25 protein-coding genes are annotated in these 19,592 nt (G+C 74.5%); 17 read left to right on the top strand and 8 right to left on the bottom strand.

Translation table 11 applies throughout. From position 1 onward, the window contains the following. Positions 1-22 precede the first annotated feature (22 nt). Genes J7523_RS11985 through J7523_RS11975 form a run of 3 tightly spaced genes read left to right on the top strand, consistent with a single transcriptional unit; the run spans position 23 to position 1,015 of the window. The gene (locus tag J7523_RS11985; protein WP_291886642.1) at positions 23-322 is read left to right on the top strand and encodes a WhiB family transcriptional regulator; all 300 of its coding nucleotides are present in this window, start codon (positions 23-25) and stop codon (positions 320-322) included. 46 nt (positions 323-368) lie between these two features. Beyond that, complete coding sequence (locus tag J7523_RS11980; RefSeq protein ID WP_291886640.1) at positions 369-527, top strand: hypothetical protein; 159 nt, start codon at positions 369-371, stop codon at positions 525-527. Beyond that, the gene (locus J7523_RS11975) at positions 527-1,015 is read left to right on the top strand and encodes a RidA family protein (protein ID WP_291886638.1); all 489 of its coding nucleotides are present in this window, start codon (positions 527-529) and stop codon (positions 1,013-1,015) included. Before J7523_RS11980 ends, J7523_RS11975 begins: the two co-directional genes overlap by 1 nt. A gap of 31 nt (positions 1,016-1,046) precedes the next feature. On the opposite strand, the gene J7523_RS11970 is transcribed toward J7523_RS11975, so the two are convergent. Together J7523_RS11970 and J7523_RS11965 are read right to left on the bottom strand one after the other, a co-directional pair. Beyond that, entirely contained in the window at positions 1,047-1,724 is a 678-nt protein-coding gene (locus tag J7523_RS11970; RefSeq protein ID WP_291886636.1) for a Crp/Fnr family transcriptional regulator, read from the bottom strand. A gap of 139 nt (positions 1,725-1,863) precedes the next feature. Then, entirely contained in the window at positions 1,864-2,280 is a 417-nt protein-coding gene (locus J7523_RS11965) for a hypothetical protein (protein ID WP_291886634.1), read from the bottom strand. Between the two features lie 159 nt (positions 2,281-2,439). Here J7523_RS11965 and nth point away from each other — a divergent pair, with 159 nt between their 5' ends. Next, positions 2,440-3,141: an endonuclease III gene (gene nth / locus J7523_RS11960; protein WP_291886632.1), complete on the top strand. Its 702-nt coding sequence runs from the start codon at positions 2,440-2,442 to the stop codon at positions 3,139-3,141. Here the strand turns inward: nth and J7523_RS11955 are convergent. From J7523_RS11955 to J7523_RS11945, 3 genes are read right to left on the bottom strand one after another with little or no spacing between them, the layout of a single operon-like run. Beyond that, the gene (locus J7523_RS11955) at positions 3,138-4,070 is read right to left on the bottom strand and encodes an alpha/beta hydrolase (RefSeq protein WP_291886631.1); all 933 of its coding nucleotides are present in this window, start codon (positions 4,068-4,070) and stop codon (positions 3,138-3,140) included. The genes nth and J7523_RS11955 overlap by 4 nt on opposite strands. 10 nt (positions 4,071-4,080) lie before the next feature. After that, the gene (nhaA, locus tag J7523_RS11950; RefSeq protein ID WP_291886629.1) at positions 4,081-5,352 is read right to left on the bottom strand and encodes a Na+/H+ antiporter NhaA; all 1,272 of its coding nucleotides are present in this window, start codon (positions 5,350-5,352) and stop codon (positions 4,081-4,083) included. 2 nt (positions 5,353-5,354) lie between these two features. After that, positions 5,355-6,083, bottom strand: coding sequence for a response regulator transcription factor (locus J7523_RS11945; RefSeq protein WP_291886627.1), 729 nt, complete (start codon positions 6,081-6,083; stop codon positions 5,355-5,357). 203 nt (positions 6,084-6,286) lie between these two features. Here J7523_RS11945 and J7523_RS11940 point away from each other — a divergent pair, with 203 nt between their 5' ends. The 3 genes from J7523_RS11940 (at position 6,287) to J7523_RS11930 (ending at position 8,178) form a co-directional block, all read left to right on the top strand. After that, on the top strand, positions 6,287-7,021 hold the full coding sequence (locus J7523_RS11940) for a hypothetical protein (protein WP_291886625.1): 735 nt from the start codon (positions 6,287-6,289) through the stop codon (positions 7,019-7,021). Position 7,022: 1 nt separating this feature from the next. Beyond that, the gene (locus J7523_RS11935; protein WP_291886623.1) at positions 7,023-7,520 is read left to right on the top strand and encodes a thioredoxin family protein; all 498 of its coding nucleotides are present in this window, start codon (positions 7,023-7,025) and stop codon (positions 7,518-7,520) included. Positions 7,521-7,743: 223 nt separating this feature from the next. Next, positions 7,744-8,178, top strand: a complete 435-nt coding sequence (locus tag J7523_RS11930; RefSeq protein WP_291886742.1) for a DUF4395 domain-containing protein — start codon at positions 7,744-7,746, stop codon at positions 8,176-8,178. A gap of 7 nt (positions 8,179-8,185) precedes the next feature. Here the strand turns inward: J7523_RS11930 and J7523_RS11925 are convergent, their stop codons facing one another. After that, positions 8,186-8,557, bottom strand: a complete 372-nt coding sequence (locus tag J7523_RS11925) for a DsrE family protein (RefSeq protein ID WP_291886621.1) — start codon at positions 8,555-8,557, stop codon at positions 8,186-8,188. A gap of 168 nt (positions 8,558-8,725) precedes the next feature. Between J7523_RS11925 and J7523_RS11920 the strand changes: the two genes are divergently transcribed. From J7523_RS11920 to J7523_RS11875, 10 genes are all read left to right on the top strand, one after another. Continuing rightward, complete coding sequence (locus J7523_RS11920; protein ID WP_291886619.1) at positions 8,726-9,319, top strand: FABP family protein; 594 nt, start codon at positions 8,726-8,728, stop codon at positions 9,317-9,319. Between the two features lie 7 nt (positions 9,320-9,326). After that, entirely contained in the window at positions 9,327-10,505 is a 1,179-nt protein-coding gene (locus tag J7523_RS11915) for a folate-binding protein (protein ID WP_291886617.1), read from the top strand. Between the two features lie 67 nt (positions 10,506-10,572). Further along, entirely contained in the window at positions 10,573-11,700 is a 1,128-nt protein-coding gene (locus J7523_RS11910) for an FUSC family protein (protein ID WP_291886615.1), read from the top strand. A 95-nt stretch (positions 11,701-11,795) separates the two neighbouring features. Beyond that, on the top strand, positions 11,796-12,050 hold the full coding sequence (locus tag J7523_RS11905) for a type II toxin-antitoxin system prevent-host-death family antitoxin (protein ID WP_291886613.1): 255 nt from the start codon (positions 11,796-11,798) through the stop codon (positions 12,048-12,050). A gap of 1 nt (position 12,051) precedes the next feature. Beyond that, positions 12,052-12,471 carry a type II toxin-antitoxin system VapC family toxin gene (locus J7523_RS11900; protein ID WP_291886611.1) on the top strand — a complete coding sequence of 140 codons (420 nt, stop codon included), beginning with the start codon at positions 12,052-12,054 and terminating at the stop codon, positions 12,469-12,471. 39 nt (positions 12,472-12,510) lie between these two features. Further along, positions 12,511-12,849: a DUF2516 family protein gene (locus J7523_RS11895; protein ID WP_291886609.1), complete on the top strand. Its 339-nt coding sequence runs from the start codon at positions 12,511-12,513 to the stop codon at positions 12,847-12,849. Then, positions 12,846-13,820 (top strand): asparaginase, encoded by a 975-nt coding sequence (locus tag J7523_RS11890; protein ID WP_291886606.1) that lies wholly within the window; start codon positions 12,846-12,848, stop codon positions 13,818-13,820. The genes J7523_RS11895 and J7523_RS11890 overlap by 4 nt, the downstream gene beginning before the upstream one ends. Further along, positions 13,817-14,254: a D-aminoacyl-tRNA deacylase gene (gene dtd, locus J7523_RS11885; protein ID WP_291886603.1), complete on the top strand. Its 438-nt coding sequence runs from the start codon at positions 13,817-13,819 to the stop codon at positions 14,252-14,254. The genes J7523_RS11890 and dtd overlap by 4 nt, the downstream gene beginning before the upstream one ends. Before the next feature lie 775 nt (positions 14,255-15,029). Next, on the top strand, positions 15,030-15,602 hold the full coding sequence (locus J7523_RS11880) for an O-acetyl-ADP-ribose deacetylase (RefSeq protein WP_291886601.1): 573 nt from the start codon (positions 15,030-15,032) through the stop codon (positions 15,600-15,602). Further along, positions 15,595-16,377: a PIG-L deacetylase family protein gene (locus tag J7523_RS11875; protein WP_291886599.1), complete on the top strand. Its 783-nt coding sequence runs from the start codon at positions 15,595-15,597 to the stop codon at positions 16,375-16,377. Before J7523_RS11880 ends, J7523_RS11875 begins: the two co-directional genes overlap by 8 nt. Before the next feature lie 51 nt (positions 16,378-16,428). Here J7523_RS11875 and J7523_RS11870 read toward each other — a convergent pair whose 3' ends face one another. Together J7523_RS11870 and J7523_RS11865 are read right to left on the bottom strand one after the other, a co-directional pair. Next, on the bottom strand, positions 16,429-17,289 hold the full coding sequence (locus J7523_RS11870; RefSeq protein WP_291886597.1) for an aldo/keto reductase: 861 nt from the start codon (positions 17,287-17,289) through the stop codon (positions 16,429-16,431). A 76-nt stretch (positions 17,290-17,365) separates the two neighbouring features. Beyond that, positions 17,366-19,480, bottom strand: coding sequence for an MMPL family transporter (locus tag J7523_RS11865; RefSeq protein WP_291886595.1), 2,115 nt, complete (start codon positions 19,478-19,480; stop codon positions 17,366-17,368). Positions 19,481-19,592: the final 112 nt, after the last annotated feature.

Below are 19,592 nucleotides of genomic sequence, written 5' to 3'. Positions count from 1 at the left end.
CGTCATCGCGCCAGGAGGGCGAGTGTCGACTGTCACCTACGACGCGCACTGGACGGCGGTCGCCGCGTGCGGCACGGGCAAGATCTCGCCCGACGCCCTGTTCGTCGAGGGTGCCGCCCAGCGCGAGGCCCGGACCGTGTGCATGGGCTGCCCGGTGCGCCTGGAGTGCCTCGCGGACGCGCTCGACAACCGCATGGACTTCGGGGTGTGGGGCGGCATGACGGAGCGCGAACGGCGGGCGTTGCTGCGCCGTCGGCCCGACGTGCGGTCGTGGTGGTCGGAGCTCGTCGGCGCGGAGAGCGGGTCCCTGCCGGTCCGGTGAGAGCGCTTGCACACCACGCCGTCGGCCGCGCACTAGGGTGAGGCGCATGGCCACGAAGTGGGAGTACGCGACGATTCCGCTCATCATCCACGCCACCAAGGCGATCCTCGACCAGTGGGGCGCCGACGGCTGGGAGCTCGTCCAGGTGATCCAGGGTCCTGACGCCGGTCTGGTGGCGTACCTCAAGCGGCCCGTGGAGTCCTGATGGGCGCGGCCGCCCGGCTCGCCGAGCTCGGTCTCGAGCTGCCGCAGGTCGCTCTGCCCGTCGCGGCGTACGTCCCGGCGGTGCGGACGGGTGCATACGTCCACACGTCCGGGCAGCTGCCGTTCGTCGACGGTGCCCTGGTCGCCACCGGCAAGGTCGGCGCCGAGGTCTCGCCCGACGACGCGGTCGGGTACGCCCGCACCGCGGCGCTCAACGCGCTCGCCGCGGTCGCGGCGGTGGTCGAGGCCGAGGGCGGACCGTCGGGCGCCGACGCGCTCGACCGGATCGCCCGTGTCGTCAAGGTCGTCGGCTTCGTGGCGAGCGACCCGGCGTTCACCGGGCAGCCCGCAGTGATCAACGGTGCGAGCCTGCTGCTGCGTGACGTGCTCGGCGACGCCGGCGTGCACGCACGGTCGGCGGTCGGCGTGGCGGTGCTCCCGCTGGACTCGCCCGTCGAGGTCGAGATCGTCGTCGAGCTGACGGCCTGACCGCCGGACCGACGGCCCGGCCGCCGGGCCCTCAGCGGGCCCGGCGCTCCAGCCGGTCGACGTCCAGCAGCACCACGGCACGGCCCTCGCGGCGCACCCACCCGCGTGCGGCGAAGTCGGCGAGCGCCTTGTTGACCGTCTCGCGCGACGCGCCGACGAGCTGCGCGAGCTCCTCCTGCGTGAGGTCGTGCGCGACCCGGACGCCCTCGTCGACCTGCTCGCCGAACCGCGTCGACAGGTCGAGCAGCGCCTTGGCGACACGGCCGGGCACGTCCGAGAACACCAGGTCGGCGAGGGCCTCGTTGGTGCGGCGCAGCCGGCGGGCGAGCGCCTGCAGCAGCTGCTGGGCGACGGCCGGCTTGTCGTGCAGCCAGCGGACCAGCTCCGTGTGCCCGAGCTCGAGCACGACGGCGTCGGCGACGACGGTCGCGGTCGCGGTGCGGGGGCCGGGGTCGAACAGCGACAGCTCGCCGAACATCTCGCCCGGTCCGAGCACCGCGAGCAGGTTCTCGCGCCCGTCGTTGGACCGGCGGCCCAGCTTGATCTTGCCCTCACGGACCACGTAGAGCCGGTCGCCGGGTTCGCCCTCGTGGAAGAGCGTGTCGCCACGGACCGCCTCGATCGGCTTCATGCTGTCGACGAGCGCCGACGAGGCCTCCGGGTCGAGCCCCGCGAACAACGGGGCCGTCAGCACGATGTCGTCCTCCACCGTGGCACACACCTTCCCGGCCGCTGAGCGGCCAGCCGGCCGTCGAGCCCACGACGGGCGGCGACGGCATCGAGCACGGGCGGCCGCGGAGCGACCGGAGCCCCCACAAGTCTGCCCCATGCAGGGCACGACCTGCGGCCTAGCCGCGCCCGAGGGGTCGGTTCAGCAGCTGGGAGGCGGTCGCGGGGTCGTGGGCGAGGTTCGCGATGAGCCTCTCGGTGGCGCGCTGGAGGGCCGCCTCGACGCCCGCCTGGTAGCTGGCGAGCCTGGCGTCGAGGGAGCGGAGCTCGTCGAGCTGGGCGATGTCGCCGCCCGCCTGGTCGGCCCCGAGCACGGCGGCGAGCTCCGCAGGACGCGGCACGGCGACGCCCACCTCGAGCGGGAGCTGGAAGGCGACGCCCTCGCCGAGGACGTCCGGCCCGGTGGCCCGGGCGACCGCGAGGTCGAGCCGGGCGCGCACGATGCGGCGCCACCACGCGACCCGGGCGTGCTCGACGCGCAGCGCGCGCCGGTCGAGGCGCAGGTCACGAACCCGTTGTTCGACGGGTGGCGTCATGGGGTGGGCCCTCCTCGGGAGCGTTCCTCCACGTTCTCGGTGCCCGGGAGACCCGACTTGAGCGATCCGGCCCTCACGTCCCCCGTCGGGAGCAACCGGGCACGTGTCACCGCCCTCGGCGTGAACGCGCATGTCAGCGGTCCGTCCTAGGCTCCCCGTGTGACGACGACCGCACCGCAGGAGTCCGCGCTCGCCCGGACGCGTCGGGCCAGGCGCGTCGACCGGGCCCTCGCGGTCCGCTACCCCGACGCCCACTGCGAGCTCGACTTCACGTCGCCGTTCGAGCTGCTGGTCGCGACCGTGCTCTCCGCGCAGACCACCGACGTGCGGGTCAACCTCACCACGCCGACGATGTTCGCCCGGTACCCCGACCCCCAGTCGCTCGCGGCGGCGAACCCCGACGAGCTCGAGGAGATCCTGCGGCCCACCGGGTTCTTCCGGGCGAAGGCCAAGGCGGTGACCGGGCTGTCGCAGGCGATCGTCGAGCGGTTCGGCGGCGAGGTGCCGGGCAGGCTCACGGACCTCGTCACGCTGCCGGGGGTGGGTCGGAAGACCGCGAACGTGGTGCTCGGCAACGCGTTCGGTGTCCCCGGCATCACGACGGACACGCACGTGCTGCGCCTGTCCAAGCGGCTGGGCTACACCGAGAGCGACGATCCGCTGGTGGTGGAGCGCGAGCTCGGCGAGCTGCTGCCCAAGAAGGACTGGACGATGGCCTGCCACCGGCTGATCTTCCACGGGCGGCGCACGTGCTTCGCGCGCAAGCCGGCGTGCGGCGCGTGCCCGGTCGCGTCGATGTGCCCGTCGTACGGGATCGGCGAGGTCGACCCGGTGAAGGCCGCGGCGATGGTGAAGGACTAGACGGGGACGGTGTCGCCGAGCCAGTCGAGCAGCAGGTCGGTGACGGTCTCCGGGACCTCGTCGGGCAGGTAGTGCCCGGCGGACGCGACGAGCTCGTACCGGTAGTCCTGCCCGAGGAGCGCGGCCGTGCTCGACGAGAGCGCCGCGCGCGGGGCCGGGCGCAGGCCGTCCTTCGCGCCGTGCACCTGCAGCACGGGCAACGGCCGGGTCGACTCGAGCGCCGAGCGGTACCGCCGGCCGTCGAGCCGAGGCATCGAACGGACGAGCCAGCGGAGCTGCTCCATCTGGCTGTGCGCCGCGAACGGCACCCGGATCGCGTCGCGGTACGTCCGCTCGGTCTCCGCGTCGAGCCAGCCTGGTGCCCCGCCCCACTCGGTGAGCAGCTGCACCACGAGGTCGCCCCGGATGAGCGCCCGCTCGGGGAACGACGGGAGCTGGACGAACGCGAGCCGCCGCATCGCCCCGGGCCGGAGCGCGGCCCTCGGGTGCCACTGCGTGTCGAGGGGGTGCGGTGCGCCGAGCGCGGCGACGGCCCGCGTGACCTCGGGATGCAGCGCGGCCAGCGCCCACGCCACCTCGCCGCCCGTGCCGTTGCCGACGACGACCGCCTGCGACGCGCCGAGCGAGCGCACGACGCCCGCGACGTCGGTCGCGAGCGTCGGCACGTCGTACCCCTGCGGCGGCTTGTCGGACCCGCCGGTGCCGCGCACGTCCATCGCGGCGACCCGGTAGCCGGCCTCGGCGAGCGCGGGGAGCTGGTGCCGCCACGCCCACCAGAACTGCGGGACGCCGTGCAGCAGGACGACGAGCGGGGCGTCGCGGTCGTCGGGTCCGCTCACGGCGACGTGGAAGCGTGCGCCGTTCGCGGCCACGAACCGGTGCTGCCACGGGCCGTCGATCAGGAGCGTGGCGGAGTCGACGGTCGTCATCGAGGCGAACTTACCCGACCGTTCCGGCTCCCAGCCCGACGTCGCGGGCGTGGTGCCGGTCGCGTCGCCACAGTGCCGCGCCGCCCAGGACCGCGGCGACGAGCGACGCGGCGAGGACGGCGACGACCACGTGCTCGTCGTGCGCGCTGCCCTCGCCGAACGCGAGCTCGCCGACCAGCAGCGACACCGTGAACCCGATGCCCGCGACGAGCCCGACCGCGAGCACGTCGCCCCAGCCGAGGCCCGGGGCGAGCGTGGCGCGCGTGAACCGGGCGACGAGGAAGGTGGCGGTCAGGATGCCGAGCGGCTTGCCGGCGACGAGGCCGAGCGCGACGCCCTGTGCGACGGGGTCGGCGACGGTGTCGGCGAGCACGCCCGAGTCGAACGTGACACCGGCGGCGAACACCGCGAACACCGGCACGGCGAACCCGGCGGACCAGGGCCGCCACCGGTGCTCCCACCGCTCGGCGAGCGACTCCTCGGGCGGGTCGGGCAGGCGCAGCGCCCGCTGGGTGGCCGCGGTCGTCGCGGGTGCGGTGAGGCCGAGCAGCACGCCCGCGATCGTCGCGTGCACGCCGGACGCGTGCAGCAGCGCCCAGGCGAGCAGCCCGAGGGGGAGCAGCAACCAGCCGGACGTCCAGCCACGACGCACGACGAGCGCGAACACCGCGACCGTGCCGAGCGACGCGGCGAGCGGCCCGAACGCCACGTGGTCGGTGTAGAACACGCCGATCACGACGATCGCCAGCAGGTCGTCGACCACCGCGAGCGTGAGCAGGAACGCGCGCAGCGAGTTCGGCAGGCTGCGACCGACGATCGCGAGGACGGACACGGCGAACGCGATGTCCGTCGCCGTCGGCACCGCCCAGCCGGCGAGGTCGCCGCCCGCGGCCTTCGCGTTGACCGCGACGTAGAGGGCCGCGGGGACGAGCATGCCGCCGACGGCCGCGACGATCGGCACGACGGCCCGCCGCGGGTCACGCAGCTCGCCGGTGACGATCTCGCGCTTGAGCTCGACGCCGACGACGAAGAAGAACACCGCGAGCAGGCCGTCGGTGGCCCACGAGGCGATCGAGAGGTCGAGGTGCAGCGCGGCCGGTCCGACCACCGTCGCGGAGACGGTCTCGTACGACGCCGGCCACGCGTTCGCCCAGACGAGCGCGACGACCGTGCCCACCAGGAGCAGCACGCCGCCGGTCCGCTCCTCGCGGAGCGTGTCGGCGAGGTTGCGCTCGCTCCCGGGCGTGAGCGCGCCGAACAGGCGCTGGCCGGCGCGGCGCACGGTCAGGCGTCGAGCGACTCGGCGAGACCGGAACGGTCGTCGACCGCGCCCCGGCGGTCCTTTGGCGGGTCGAACCGGTAGCCGACGTTGCGGACCGTGCCGATGAGCTGCTCGTGCTCGGGGCCGAGCTTGGCCCGCAGCCGCCGCACGTGGACGTCGACGGTCCGGGTGCCGCCGTAGTAGTCGTAACCCCACACCTCCTGCAGCAGCTGGGCGCGGGTGAACACGCGGCCCGGGTGCTGCACGAGGTACTTGAGGAGCTCGAACTCCTTGTAGGTCAGATCGAGGGGGCGCCCGCGCAGACGTGCGGTGTAGCCGCCCGCGTCGATCGTGAGCTCGCCGGACGAGATCTCCTGCGGCGAGTCGTCGAAGCTCGTGGTCGCCGCACGCTCCATGACGAGCCGGAACCGGGTCTCGACCTCGGCCGGGCCGGCGGACTCCAGGACGATGTCGTCCGCGCCCCACTCGGCGGTCACCACGGTGAGCCCGCCCTCGGTGAGGACGAGCACGAGCGGGACCGTCAGGCCCGTCGCGCGCAGCAGGCGGCAGGTGGTGCGGGCCGTCACGAGGTCGCGACGCGCGTCGAGCACGACGATGTCCGCGTCCGGGGCGTCGACCAGCGCCGAGGGTTCGACGGGAAGCACCCGGACACGGTGGGAGAGCAGTCCGAGAGCCGGGAGCACCTGGGCCGAGCCCCCGGACGCTGGAGTGAGCAGCAGCAGATCCGCCACCTGGTACCTCCCCGCGTGCGAGTGGTGGACACGGTACCGCCTGGTCTGCGCGCTCCGCGCCGACCGACCGCCGTTCGGCCGCCGACCGGCCGCCGACCGGCCGCGGTCCTGCCGCCGTTCGACCGGGGGCTGGCGGCGCGTCTGCGACAATCGTCGCCGTGCAGACCCCCTCGTCCTCGACCCGCGCGTCCCGGTAGCGGCCCGTGCAGCTCGCTACGCGTGCGGTCGTCACGGCCGCCCTCGCCGCTCTGGTCGCCGTCGCCGGGTACGTCGGGGGGATCTACGTCGCCGGCGCCGCCGGCCTCCTCGCGCTCGTCTTCGCGATCGGCTGGCCGAGCCTCGCAGGGCTGCCCTTCCGCCCCGGATCGACGGTCGTCGTCGCGCTCGGGGGCCTCGGGGCTGTCGCCGTGGTGCACTACGCGGCCGACGAGCCGTACCTGCGTGACCTGCCCGTGGTCCTCGCCGGCGCGATCGTGCTCGCGTTCATCAACGAGCTGCTGCGGCGCGACGGACGGCCGCGGCTCGTCGAGTCGGTGTCCGGGACGGTCGCCGGCACGGCCGTCGCCGTCGCCGTGACGGGATGGGTCGCGTCCGGCCGTTCGGCGGGCGGCGAGTCGCTCGTCGTGACCGGTGCGACCGCGTTGGCCGTCGGGTCCGCGGTCGTCGCGCTGACGCTCGCGCCGCTGCTCGGCGCCGTCGTGACCACGCTGGCCGCGACCGCGGCGGGTGCCCTCGCCGGAGCCCTGCTGCCCGAGATGGGTGTCGTCCCGGGCGCGGCTCTCGGGTTCTCCGTCGGCGTGCTCGTCGCCGCGCTGCACGCGCTGTTCGACCGGCTGCCCGCGCTGTCGCGCAAGACCGCCGCGCTCGCCGCCGTCACGCTCCCGGTCACGGTGACGGGCACGCTCGTGTACGTCGTCGGGCGCGTGCTCGGGAGCTGACGTGGGTCGCGTGCTGCTCGTCGTCGCCGTCCTGGTGCTGGCCACCGGGCTCGGGCTGTGGTGGCGCGCGCGCAACGGTCGGTTCACCGCCGTCGACCCCCGCGTCGTCGAGGACGCGGAGCACACGCCGACCACGGGCGACGACACCCGGCTGACGGCCGCCGAGATCGGTGCCCCGCTCGGGTCGCGCGTCACGTTCGTGCAGATGTCCAGCGCTGTGTGCACGCCGTGCCGCCGCACCCACGCCGTCCTCGCCCAGGTGGCCGCCGAGCACGAGGGCGTCTCACATGTGGAGCTGGACGTGGAGGAGCACCTCGACCTCGTGCGACGCTTCCACGTGATGCGCACGCCCACCACCCTGCTGGTCGACGCCCACGGCGTCGTCGTCGGTCGCCTCTCCGGCGCGACCGACCGCCGGCATGCGCTCGCGGCCCTCGCGTCCCGTCCGGACGGCTCCCGTCCCGACGGCTCCTGTCCCGACGGGGTCCTGCCCCGCTGACGTCGAGCGCCCGACCTCGTCCCGAGGTCGCGGCACCCGGTGCACCGCGAGCCGGTGCCCACGTCCGGCGGTCCACGACCCCGGCCCCGCCGCCGTCCTGCCGCGCCCCTTCGCTCCCAGCCCCACGGTCGCGGCGTCCCGTCACGTCCTCCTGGAGATCCCCGTGCCCGAGCCCGTCCCGTCCACCGCCACGCCGTCGACCGCCACGCCGTCCACCTCGCCGCTGACCCCCGCCGGCATCGACCCCCGCGGCCCCCGCTTCGGTGCCGCCCTCACCGCCGTCCTGCTGGTCGGCGTGCTGCTGCTCGGCACGTCCGCCGCCGCGACCGCTCTGCTCGCCGTCGTCGCCGCGAGCTTCGCGCTCGGTGTGGCCTTCGGGGTGGGTGGCACGTGGCAGGGGTGGCTGTTCCGACGGTTCGTGCGGCCGCGCCTCGCGCCGCCGACCGAGCTCGAGGACCCGCGGCCGCCCAGGTTCGCGCAGCTCGTCGGGCTCGTCGTCACGGGCGTCGGGCTGCTCCTCGGCGCGCTCGGCGTGGCCGTCGCGGTGCCGGTCGCGGCGGCGTTCGCGCTCGTCGCGGCGTTCCTCAACGCCGTGTTCGGGCTGTGCCTCGGGTGCGAGCTGTACCTGCTCGGCGTGCGGCTGCGGGCGCGCGCCTGACGGGCCGCTAGTAGACGAGCGCCTGCGCACCCTCGGCGAGGGTCTCCTCGACGAACACGGCCGCGCCGGCGATCCGCACACCCGGCAGCACGTCGTCGGGCGTGATGCCCCGGCGCGCCGCGCACTGCGTGCACACCGTGACGCTGCCGGCCTCTAGCACCACGTCGAGCAGCTCGGCGAGCGGGGTCGCGTGCTCGAGCACCAGCTCGGACGCGCGGCCCGGCAGGCCGAACCAGGCCGACTCGCCCGTGAGCCACAGGCTGACCTGCGCACCCGCGGCGACCGCGGCGGCGGCGACGGTGAGCGCCTGGTTCGCCGCCTCGGGGCGGTCCGTGCCGGACGTGGTCTTGATCACGAGGCTGCGCGTCGGGTTGCTCACCGGAACAGCGTAGGGGTGCGTGCTCGTTAGGATCGGAGCCATGACTGTCACCGAGGGCGTCTTCATCGGTCTGCTCGTGGCGGCGACCCTGACGATCGGCTGGTTCGCGGGGCTCGTCGTCTGGAAGCTCTACAAGGGCCAGCGCTGACCACCAGGAGGACCCGACCCATGCCGTTCGTGCTGCCCGACCCCGAGGGTCTGGCTCCCGAGGTGTACCCGCTGGCGTGGCTCGTCGGCCGGTGGAGCGGACCCGGCGTGGTCGGCTACCCGGGCATCGACGAGACGGCGTTCACCCAGGAGGTCGTGTTCGACCACGACGGCGGCCCGTACCTGTCGTACACGTCGACGATCCGGCTCGTGGTCGCGCCGGACGACGCGGCGAGCCTCGACGAGGGTGACGCCACGGACGACGAAGGTCCGGTGTGGGCCACCGAGTCCGGGTACTGGCGGGTGCCGCCGGAGCGGCCCGAGGGCCTCACCGAGGACCAGCACCCGGTCGAGCTGCTGCTCGCGGACCCGTCCGGACACGTCGCGGTGTACGTCGGCGCCGTCGGCAAGGGCCGCATCGACCTCGCGAGCGACCTCATCGCGCGGACGGCGAGCGGCGCGGATGTGAGTGCCGGCAAGCGGCTGTACGGCCTGGTGCAGGGCGAGCTCATGTGGGCGCACGACATCGCCGCGTTCGGGCACCCCATGCAGTCCTACGCGTCGGCCCGGCTGGCGCGCGTGGAGCCGACGACGCCCTCCGACGACGAGGACTGACGACATCATGAGCGCCGACGCGTCGACCGAGGTCGAGCAGGGCCACGGGGAGCCGCCGCGGCACGTCAGCCCGCTGCTGCACCGCCGGGGTGCGGTCGGTGGCGCGGGCCCCGACGCGGGCGTCGCGTGGCACTACGGCGACCCGACGGCCGAGCAGCGCGCCCTGACCCGCGGCGGGGCCGTGGTCGACCAGTCGCACCTCGGTGTCGTCCGCGTCGCGGGACCGGACCGGCTGAGCTGGCTGAACTCGATCACGTCGCAGGAGCTCACGAACCTCCCGCCGCGCACGTCCACCGAGCTGCTGGTGCTGAGCCCGCAGGGGCACGTCGAGCACGCGGCCGGGGTCGTGGACGACGGCGAGGCCACCTGGCTGGTCACCGAGACGCCGGTCGGCCTCGCAACCTGGCTGAACCGCATGAAGTTCATGCTGCGCGTCGAGATCGACGACGTGACCGACGAGTGGGCCGCGATCGGCGAGCCCGTCGCGGCCGAGGGCACCGCCGACGAGCCCGTCACGTGGCGCGACCCGTGGCCGACCACGGCCCCCGGCGGCACGCGCTACGGCCCACCCGACGACGAGCACCCCGGCGCCGACCGCCACTGGCGGCTCGTCCTCGTCCCGCGTGCCCGGCTCGTCGACGAGGTGCGCGCCCGCGAGGCCGCCGGCTGGCCGCTCGTCGGCACGTGGGCGTCGGAGGCCGTGCGCGTCGAGGCCTTCCGCCCGCGCGCCGCGCGCGACGTCGACCACCGGACCATCCCGCACGAGCTCGACTGGCTGCGCACCGCCGTCCACCTGCACAAGGGCTGCTACCGCGGGCAGGAGACCGTCGCGCGCGTGCACAACCTCGGCCGCCCGCCGCGGCGCCTCGTGCTGCTGCACCTCGACGGGTCCGGGCACCTGCTGCCCGAGCCGGGCGCCGACGTGCACGAGGTGACCGCCGACCACGAGCCAGGCCGGGCTGTCGGGAAGGTCACCACGGTCGCGCGGCACCACGAGCTCGGCCCGGTCGCGCTCGCGGTCGTCAAGCGGTCGACGCCCGTCGATGCCACGCTCGTCGTGGACTGCGAGGGCGGGGCCGTCGCCGCGGGCCAGGAGCAGGTCGTGCCGGGCGAGGGCGTGTCCGTGGACCGTCCCGCGCCGCGCGGACCCGTGGCCCGCGGGCTCGGGGTGCACCCGAGCCTGTGACCCCGCACGGGGCGCGCGGCCCGTCGAACGAGGCGAGGGCCGCAGCGGTCCCGGACGGGGAGGTCCCATGAGCACCGACACGCGACCCGTCCCGCTGCCCGGCCCCCGCAGGTCGGAGGCGCGGCGGCTCGTCGAGGCCCGCGTGCGACAGGGCTGGGCCCGCGTGGTCGGCGCGTGGTTCCCCATCCTCGAGGCCGCCGTCGCCGGCGGGATCGCCTTCGGCATCGCGCACTACGTCGTCGGCCACCCGTACCCGTTCTTCGCGCCGGTCAGCGCATGGGTCGCCCTCGGGTTCTCGATGGACCGGTCCGTGCGCCGCGTCGCCGAGCTGGCCGCCGGTGTGGCGCTCGGGGTCGCGCTCGGCGACCTTGTGGTGCACGTCATCGGCTCCGGGGCGTGGCAGATGGCCGTGGTGCTGTTCGTCGCGGCGCTCATCGGGCGGTTCCTCGACCGCGGGGCGATGCTCACGACGCAGGCGGGCGTCCAGGCCATCGTCATCGTCGGTCTCCCGGTGGCGAGCGGCGGGCCGTTCGGGCGGTGGGTGGACGCCGTGATCGGCGGAGCCGTGGCCCTCGCGGTCGCGCTGCTCACGCCCAGCGACCCGCGCCGGCGACCGCGGGCGCTGGGGCGGTCGGCGGTCGACGAGCTCGCCGCCGTGCTGCACACCCTCGCGCGCGGCCTGGACGCCCGGTCGCTCGACGACATCGACGACGCGCTGCTGCGCGGGCGGGCCTCCCAGCCGGTGCTCGACGACTGGACCGAGACCGCGTCGAACGCGCAGGACCTGTCCCGGGTGTCGCCCGCGAGCCGCCGCTACCACGACGAGCTCGGTGGGCTCGTGCAGGCGTCCGTGCGGGTCGACCGGGCCATGCGCAACGCGCGCGTGCTCGTGCGGCGCTCGCGGGCCGTCGTCGAGGCGGGTCAGCCGCACGCGCTCGACGACGTCGCGGCGCAGGTCGAGGCCACCGCGCGTGCGGCCGACGAGCTCGCCGCCGCGATCGGCGCGGGCCGTGACCCAGACCGGGCACGCGAGCGGCTCCTCGGGGTCGCCGCGCGGCTGGACCCCTTCGTGCTGGCCGCGGACGACTGGCAGGCGCAGAGTCTCGTGCTGCTGCACCGCTCGCTCGCCGTCGACCTGCTCGAGACGGCCGGGGTCTCGCCGCGGGACGCGCGCGAGCGGCTGCCGGAGATCTGACCGGCGGGTCCGTCCGCCGGTACGGTCCGACGGATCCGGTCGTCGGGTCGGCCAGGCGCCTGACCCGCCGACCGCGCGGCCGGTACGGTCGGCACGTGGAGGTCGCGGTCAGCGCGTTGCGCGCGGAGCTCAGGCAGTGGATCGAGGCCGCGCGCGGCGGCGAGGACGTGGTCATCACGGAGCGGGGAATCCCGGTGGCGCGGCTGTCCGGGATCGACGCCGCGGACCTGCTGACCCGCCTGGAGCGGGACGGGCTGCTGACGTCGCCCGACGTGCCGCGGCCCACCGCCCACCCGACGGCCCGGCCTGCGCAGGCCGTGTCGGGTCTCGTGCGCCGGCTGCGCCGCTGACGTGGCGGTCGTCTACCTCGACACGAGCGCGCTCGTGAAGCTGTGCGTGCGCGAGACCGGCAGCGACCTCGTCGCCGCGCTGTGGGACGGCGCCGACCTGGTCGTGACGTCGCGGCTGGCCGACGCCGAGGTGCGCGCGGCGCTCGCCGCCGGCCGCCGGTCCGGGCGCCTCGACGCCTCCGCGGCGACGCACGCCGTCGCCGAGTGGGACCGGCTGTGGCCGGGCATGCACGTGCTCGAGCTCGGCGCGCCCGTGACGACGCAGGCGGCGACGCTCGTCGGGCGGCACCCGCTGCGTGCCGCCGACGCGCTGCACCTCGCGTCCGCGCTGACCCTGCGGTCGCCGGACCTGGTCGTCGCCGCCTGGGACGAGCACCTGGTGGCCGCCGCACGGGCCGAGGGACTGCGCGTCGTCCCCTGACGCTGCCGCCCGCCCGCCTCCGTCTCGTAGGCTCGGCGCGTGTCCATCGCCGCGATCCAGCTCGTCCTGTTCACCCTCTTCTACCTCGCGATCTTCGTCCTCTGCGTGTGGTCGCTGGTCGACCTGCTGCGTCGGCCGGCGTCCGCGTTCCCCGCCGCTGGCAAGCGCACCAAGAACTTCTGGGGCCTGATCCTCGGTGTCGCGGTGGTGATCGCGTTCATCGCGCTCCCGCCGCTCGGAGCGCTGCGGTTCCTCTCGCTGCTCAGCGCCGTGGCGGCGATCGTCTATCTGGTCGACGTGAAGCCCGCCGTGACGCCGTACTCGAAGCGCCGCGGTGGCGGCTCGCGCGGACCCTGGGACAGCGGACGCGGCTGGTGAGCGCGCCCGATGTCGGGACGCACGCCGTCCCGCTCGCCCGGGTGGTGCGCGGCGACCTCGTGGAGTCGGTGCACCACGGGCACGTCGTGGTGCTCGCGCCCGACGGGTCGGTGCGGCTCACGCTCGGCGACCCGGACGTCGTCGTGTGGGCACGGTCGTCGCTCAAGCCGCTGCAGGCGGTCGGGATGCTGCGGCACGGGCTCGACGTGGACGACGAGGAGCTCGCGCTCGTCTGCGCGAGCCACAACGCGGAGCAGGGGCACCTCGACGTGGTGCGTGCGCTGCTGTCGCGCGCGGGTCTGCGCGTCGACGACCTGCGGAACACCCCCGACTGGCCGCTCGACCCTGAGGCGGCGTTCGAGTGGCGCACCACCGGGCAGGTGCGCTCGTCGCTCACCCAGAACTGCTCCGGCAAGCACGCGGGGATGCTCGCGACGTCGGTGTGGGCCGGCTGGTCCACTGAGGACTACCTGTCGCCCGGGCACCCGCTGCAGGTCGCGCTGCGCGACGCCGTCGCGTCCCTGACCGGCGTGCCCGTCACCTCGACCACGGTCGACGGGTGCGGTGCGCCGCTCTTCTCGACCACGCTCACCGGCCTCGCCCGGGCGTTCGGCCGCATCGCCGCCGCTGCCCCCGGGACCGGCGAGCAGCGGGTGGCCCGTGCGATGTCGCAGCACCCGTGGCACGTCGCCGGCACCGGGCGCGACGCGACCCGGTTCATGCAGGCCGTCCCCGGGCTGGTCGCGAAGGACGGCGCCGACGGCGTCTACGCCGCGGGGCTGCCCGACGGGGGAGCGGTCGCGGTCAAGATCGCCGACGGGTCCGCGCGGCCTCGGCCCGTGGTGCTCGCTGCGGCGCTGGCCGTCGCCGGTGTCGACCCTGCCCTGGTCCGGCCGGTCGGCGCCACGCCGGTGCTCGGCCACGGCACGCCCGTCGGGGAGGTCGTCGCGACGTTCGGGCCCGACGCGTGAGGGCCGTGGTCCAGCGGGCCACGCGCGCGTCCGTCACGGTCGACGGCATCGTGGTCGGCGCCATCGACCGGCCCGGGCTCGTCGCGCTGGTCGGCGTGACGCCCGGCGACGGACCCGCGCAGGTCGAGGTCATCGCCCGCAAGATCGCCGAGCTGCGCATCCTGCGCGACGAGCAGTCCGCCGTCGACGTCGGCGCGCCCGTGCTCGTCGTCAGCCAGTTCACGCTGTACGGCGACACCCGCAAGGGCCGGCGGCCCACCTGGAACGCCGCGGCGCCGCGACCCGTCGCCGAGCCGCTCGTGGACGCCGTCGTCGACGCGCTGCGCGCCCGGGGGCTCGAAGTCGCGACCGGGGTGTTCGGGGCGGACATGGCCGTGGAGCTCGTCAACGACGGGCCCGTGACGATCCTCCTGGAGTCGGTGCCCACGGCCTGACTCGCGATCCCGCAGGTGTCGACGTCGCCCCCGGGCCGGTGCGCGCCGGGACGTGGAAAGGGCCCCTCGGAGTAAGCGTCCGAGGGGCCCTTCCTGACCGCAGGTCGTGCGTCACCGGCTGACCGGTGACCGACGCCGCCGTTGACGGTGCGGCTCCGACCCGACACCCGGTGGATCGCCGGCTGCGCGTCCCCCCGGAGGGGGTCCCACTGCCTGCTCTCCGCCGTGGGCGGGGGGACTGCGATCGGCCTCCCGGTCCGTAGCGACCCCTGCGTCGTCATCCGCAGGTCGGTGGGTTGCCCCGCCGATGTGGTCGCCCGTTCTCCGGTCGGCCTGGCCTCGACCGCCTGTCTCCGCCGGCTTCCGGTGCCCCCGAGGGGGTGCCTTGGTCCTGCGGTTCTCGAACCGTCGAGGTCGATGTGTGATTTCTAGTCCTGCCCGCGGAGGGCCTGCAAGGGCTTCGGAGAGGAATGTTTGTCCACCGCTCTCCCCACACCTTCGTCCACAGGCTGACCTGCATGAAGACGCGGCAAGCACAGGGGTGTGGACAACATTTGTGGATGGTTGGCGCGTCGTTCACCCGGGTGGGTGCAGGCCGCCGGTACCCTTGACCTCAGACAGGCCCCTCGGAGTAAGCGTCCGAGGGGCCTTCCTCGTGCCGGGCGCCCGTGCCGGGCGCCGGTGGCGGGCGTGCCGGGCGCCCCTGGCCGGCCCGGTGCAGGCCGCGCGTCCCGCCCCGCTGTCGGCCCGCCACCCGTCCCGCCATGATGGCCAGGTGCGCATCGAAGCCGTCCAGGGCGACATCACCACGCAGGACGTCGACGTCGTCGTGAACGCCGCCAACTCGTCGCTGCTCGGTGGCGGCGGCGTCGACGGCGCGATTCACGCCGCGGCGGGCCCCGACCTCCTCGCCGCGTGCCGGGAGGTCCGTCGCACGCGGTACCCCGACGGTCTCCCGCCGGGCGACGCGGTCGCGACCGACGGCTTCCGGCTTCCCGCCCGCTGGGTCGTGCACACGGTCGGGCCGAACCTGCACGCCGGTCAGGACGACCCGACGGTGCTCGCGTCGTGCTTCGCGCGGTCGCTCGAGGTCGCCGTCGAGCTCGGTGCGCGGAGCATCGCGTTCCCCGCCGTCAGCGCGGGCGTGTACGGGTGGGACGTCGCCGAGGTCGCCCGTATCGGGGTCGGCGTGGCGCGGTTGTGGGAAGACGGCGTCGAGAACGGCGGTCGCGAGGGGCACCCCGAGCCGCACGGGATCGAGCTCGTCAGGTTCGTGCTGTTCTCGCCGGCGGCTCTCGACGCCTTCGAGCACGCGATCGCCGCCTCGGGCAGGAGCGACGATGAGTGACCTGCTGCCGGCGCTCGCCACGGACGGCATGCGGCGCGTGCTGTGCGTCGTCGCGCACCCCGACGACGTCGAGTACGGCACGTCGTCGGCCGTGGCCGCCTGGACCGCCGCCGGGATCGAGGTCTCCTACCTGCTGCTCACCCGCGGCGAGGCCGGCATGGACGCGTCACCGCCGGACCGGACCGCGCAGGTGCGCACACGTGAGCAGGTCGCGGGAGCCGCGGAGGTCGGTGTCACCGACGTCGTCTTCGCGGAGCACCCGGACGGGATGCTCGTCTACGGGCTCGACCTGCGGCGGGACATCGCACGCCGCATCCGCGAGGTGCGGCCCGACACGGTCGTCACGGGGTCGTGGGAGATCGAGGGGTTCGTCGGGCTGAACCAGGCGGACCACCGGGCCGTGGGGCTCGCCACCGTGGACGCCGTGCGGGACGCGGGCAACCGGTGGGTGTTCGGCGAGCTGCTCGACGACGGCCTGGAGCCGTGGGAGGTGACCCGCCTGCTTGTCGCGGGCGATTCGCGGCCCACGCACGGCGTCGACGTGGGCGGAGAGCCGCTGCGGCGCGGGATCGCGTCGCTCGACGCGCACGCCGAGTACCTCGCCGGGCTGCCCGGCCACCCGGCACCCGCCGACATGCTGCCGATGATCGCCGCGATGCAAGGGCGGGCCATGGGCGTCGAGCACGCCGTCCTGTTCCGCGTGCACGACCTGCAGGGCCCGCCGCCCGGGCTCAGGGACGAGCTGTCCAGGCGGGGGATGGTTCCGCCCTCCTGACGGACGAGGACGGCCGGCACCCGCGCGAGGGCGCCGGCCGTCGTGGGTCTCTCAGGCGGCGTCGAGCTCCGCGATCTCCTCCGGGCCGAGGATGAGGTCGGCGGCCTGGAGCGAGTCGCGGATCGTCTCCGGGCGGGACGCGCCGGGGATCGGGATCACGACGGGCGCCTGCGCGAGCTCCCACGCGAGCGTCACCTGCTGCGGGCTCACGTGGTGGACGGCGGCGATGCGGGCGAACGCCGAGAAGCGGTCGCCGAGCTCGCCCGCCCGGGAGATGCCGCCGAGCGGGCTCCACGGCAGGAACGCGATGCCGAGCTCGGCGCACAGGTCGAGCTCGGGCTGCGACGAGCGGAACGCGGGCGAGTACTGGTTCTGCACCGACACGAGCCAGCCGCCGAGGACCTCCTGCGCCTCGCGGATCTGGTCGGGGTTCGCGTTCGAGATGCCGGCCATGCGGATCTTGCCCGCGTCGAGCAGCTCGACGAGCACGCCGACCGACTCGGCGTAGGGGACCGTGTTGTCGGGGCGGTGGAACTGGTAGAGCCCGATGGCGTCGACGCCGAGCCGCTTGAGCGAGCCCTCGACGGCCTCCCGCAGGTGCTTCGGCGAGCCGTCGACGGTCCACGAGCCGTCGCCGGGGCGCAGGTGGCCGCCCTTCGTCGCGACGAGCACGTCGGACGAGTCGCCGCCCCACGTGCGCAGCGCCTCGGCGATGAGCTCCTCGTTGTGGCCGACCTCGCCGGCCAGCAGGTGGTAGGAGTCGGCGGTGTCGATGAGGGTGACGCCCGCGTCGAGGGCCGCGTGGATCGTCGCGATGGAGCGGGAGCGGTCCGGCCGGCCCTCGATGGACATCGGCATGCCGCCGAGCCCGATCGCGCTGACCTGGACGTCTCCGAGTGTGCGTGTCTGCATGGATCCATGAGAGCAGATGTCAGCAAGGACGGGCGCGCACCGCATGCGGTGACACGCCCGTCCTCGTGGGGGCCGGTCAGGCGTTGACGGGCTCGGGCTCCGGCTTCGGGGCCGCGGGGAGCTCCGACGGGTCCGGGCGCTTGGCCAGGTTGCTCGGCCACCACATCGTCTTGCCGATGTCGAGGTTGAGCGCCGTGACCAGCACCGACCGGACGATGATCGTGTCGAGCAGGACACCGAACGCCACGGCGAACCCGATCTCGGCGAACCCGACCAGCGGCAGCGTGCCCAGCACCGCGAACGTCCCGGCGAGCACCAGGCCCGCGGAGGTGATGACGCCACCCGTCGCCGCGAGACCGACCAGCGAGCCCCGGTGGTGGCCCACCCGGATCGCCTCCTCCCGCACCCGGGTCATGAGGAAGATGTTGTAGTCGATCCCCAGGGCGACCAGGAAGACGAACACGAACAGCGGGAACGACGTGTCGGCACCCGCGTACCCGAACACGTGCTTGAACACGAGCGCGCTCACGCCGATGGCGGCGCCGAACGACAGCACGACCGTCCCGACGAGCACGAGCGGTGCGACGACGGCCCGCAGCAGGATCATCAGGATGACGAACACCGCGATGAGGATGATCGGGATGATCACCTTGCTGTCGTACGCGGACGCCCGCTGCACGTCGAGGTTGGTGGCCGTCGCGCCGCCGACCTTCGCGTCGGCGTCCGGGACGGCGTGCAGCTCGTCGCGGGCGCGGTCGACGGTGTCGTACGCGGCCTGGCTGTCCGGCGCGGACGTCAGGGTCCCCTCGAGGTACGCGATGTCGCCCTTGACCACGGGCTCGGTCACGCTGGACGGCTCGATGCCGTCGACGCCCTTGAACGCGGTGGCCACGGCGTCCGCCTCGTCGGCGTTCGCGATGACGACGACCGGGGTCCCGGCGCCGCCGGCGAAGTGCTCCGCGAGCACCTTCTCGCCCTCGATTGACGGCTGCGTCGTGGTGAACGAGTCCTCGTTGCTGAGGCCGACGGCGTTGAGCTGCGTGATGCCGACGCAGGCGATCAGCAGGATGCCTGCGGTGACGATCCACGTGCCACGAGGGCGCTTCTCGATACGGCCGCCGACGCGGGCCCAGAAGCCGTGCTCGGTGGGCTCGCGGTCACCGACGTGCGGGGCGCGCGGCCAGAACACCCAGCGGCCGCAGGTCACGAGCAGTGCCGGGAGCAGCGTGATCATGACGAGCAGCGCGACGACGATGCCGACGGCGGCGACCGGGCCGAGGCCCGCGGTGGAGTTCATGGTGGCGAACAGCAGGCAGAGCATGCCGACGGTCACGGTCGCGCCGCTCGCGATGATCGCGGGGCTCGCGCGGTGCAGGGCGACCGCCATGGCCTCGTGCCGGTCGGAGTGGTGCCGGAGCTCCTCGCGGTATCTCGCGACGAGCAGCAGGGCGTAGTCGGTGCCGGCACCGAACACCAGGACCGTGAGGATGCCTGCGCTCTGCGCGTTGACGGTGAGGCCGTACCGGTCGGCGAGCACGTAGATGACGGCCTGCGACACGGTGAGGGCGACGCCGGCGGAGACCAGCGGCAGCAGCCACAGGATCGGGCTGCGGTACGTGAGCAGCAGGATGACGATGACGACGGCGCCCGCCGCGTAGAGCAGCGTGCTGTCGATGCCCTCGAACGCGGCCGACGAGTCGGCGGCCTGCCCGGCGGGCCCGGTGACGTAGACCTGCATGCCGCCCGCGCCGTCCTCGGCGGTGGCCCGCAGGTCGGCGACGGCGTCGGCGGCCTTCTCCCAGCCGTCCTTGCCGAGGTCGAGCGGCACGATGACCTGCGCGGCCTCGCCGTCCTGCGACGGGACCGGGCCGATCACGTCGCCGTCGAGCGTGTCGAGCGACGAGAACTCGGCGACGTCGGTCTGGATGAGGGCGAGGTCGTCTTGCGTGAGACCGCCCGGGCGGTCGTAGACGATGACCGCCGGGATCGTGTTCTCCGAGACGAACGTGCTCGCCACGTCGATGACCTCGGTGGACTCGGCGTCGCCGGGCAGCCAGGACTTGGCGTCGTTGTCCTGCGCGCTCGTGAGCTTGCCCGCGAGGGGGCCGAGCAGGGCGACGACGCCGAGCCAGAAGGCGATGACGACGAACTTGGCGTAGCGGTGCGTGATCCAGCCCGCGACCTTGGACATGACAAATCCTCTGGGGGTGTCGACGACGACGGTGGAGTTGGCCGGCGAGGGTGGGGATGCACGTCGCGCGCCGGCGAATCCTAGGTTCCTCGGGGAGGTGCATCGCGAACCA

It is taken from the genome of Cellulomonas sp. (assembly GCF_017744555.1).
Taxonomy (GTDB): Bacteria; Actinomycetota; Actinomycetes; order Actinomycetales; family Cellulomonadaceae; genus Cellulomonas.
The sequence above is the reverse complement of the archived record's forward strand: the minus strand, read 5'-3'. Positions and strand labels throughout refer to the sequence as shown.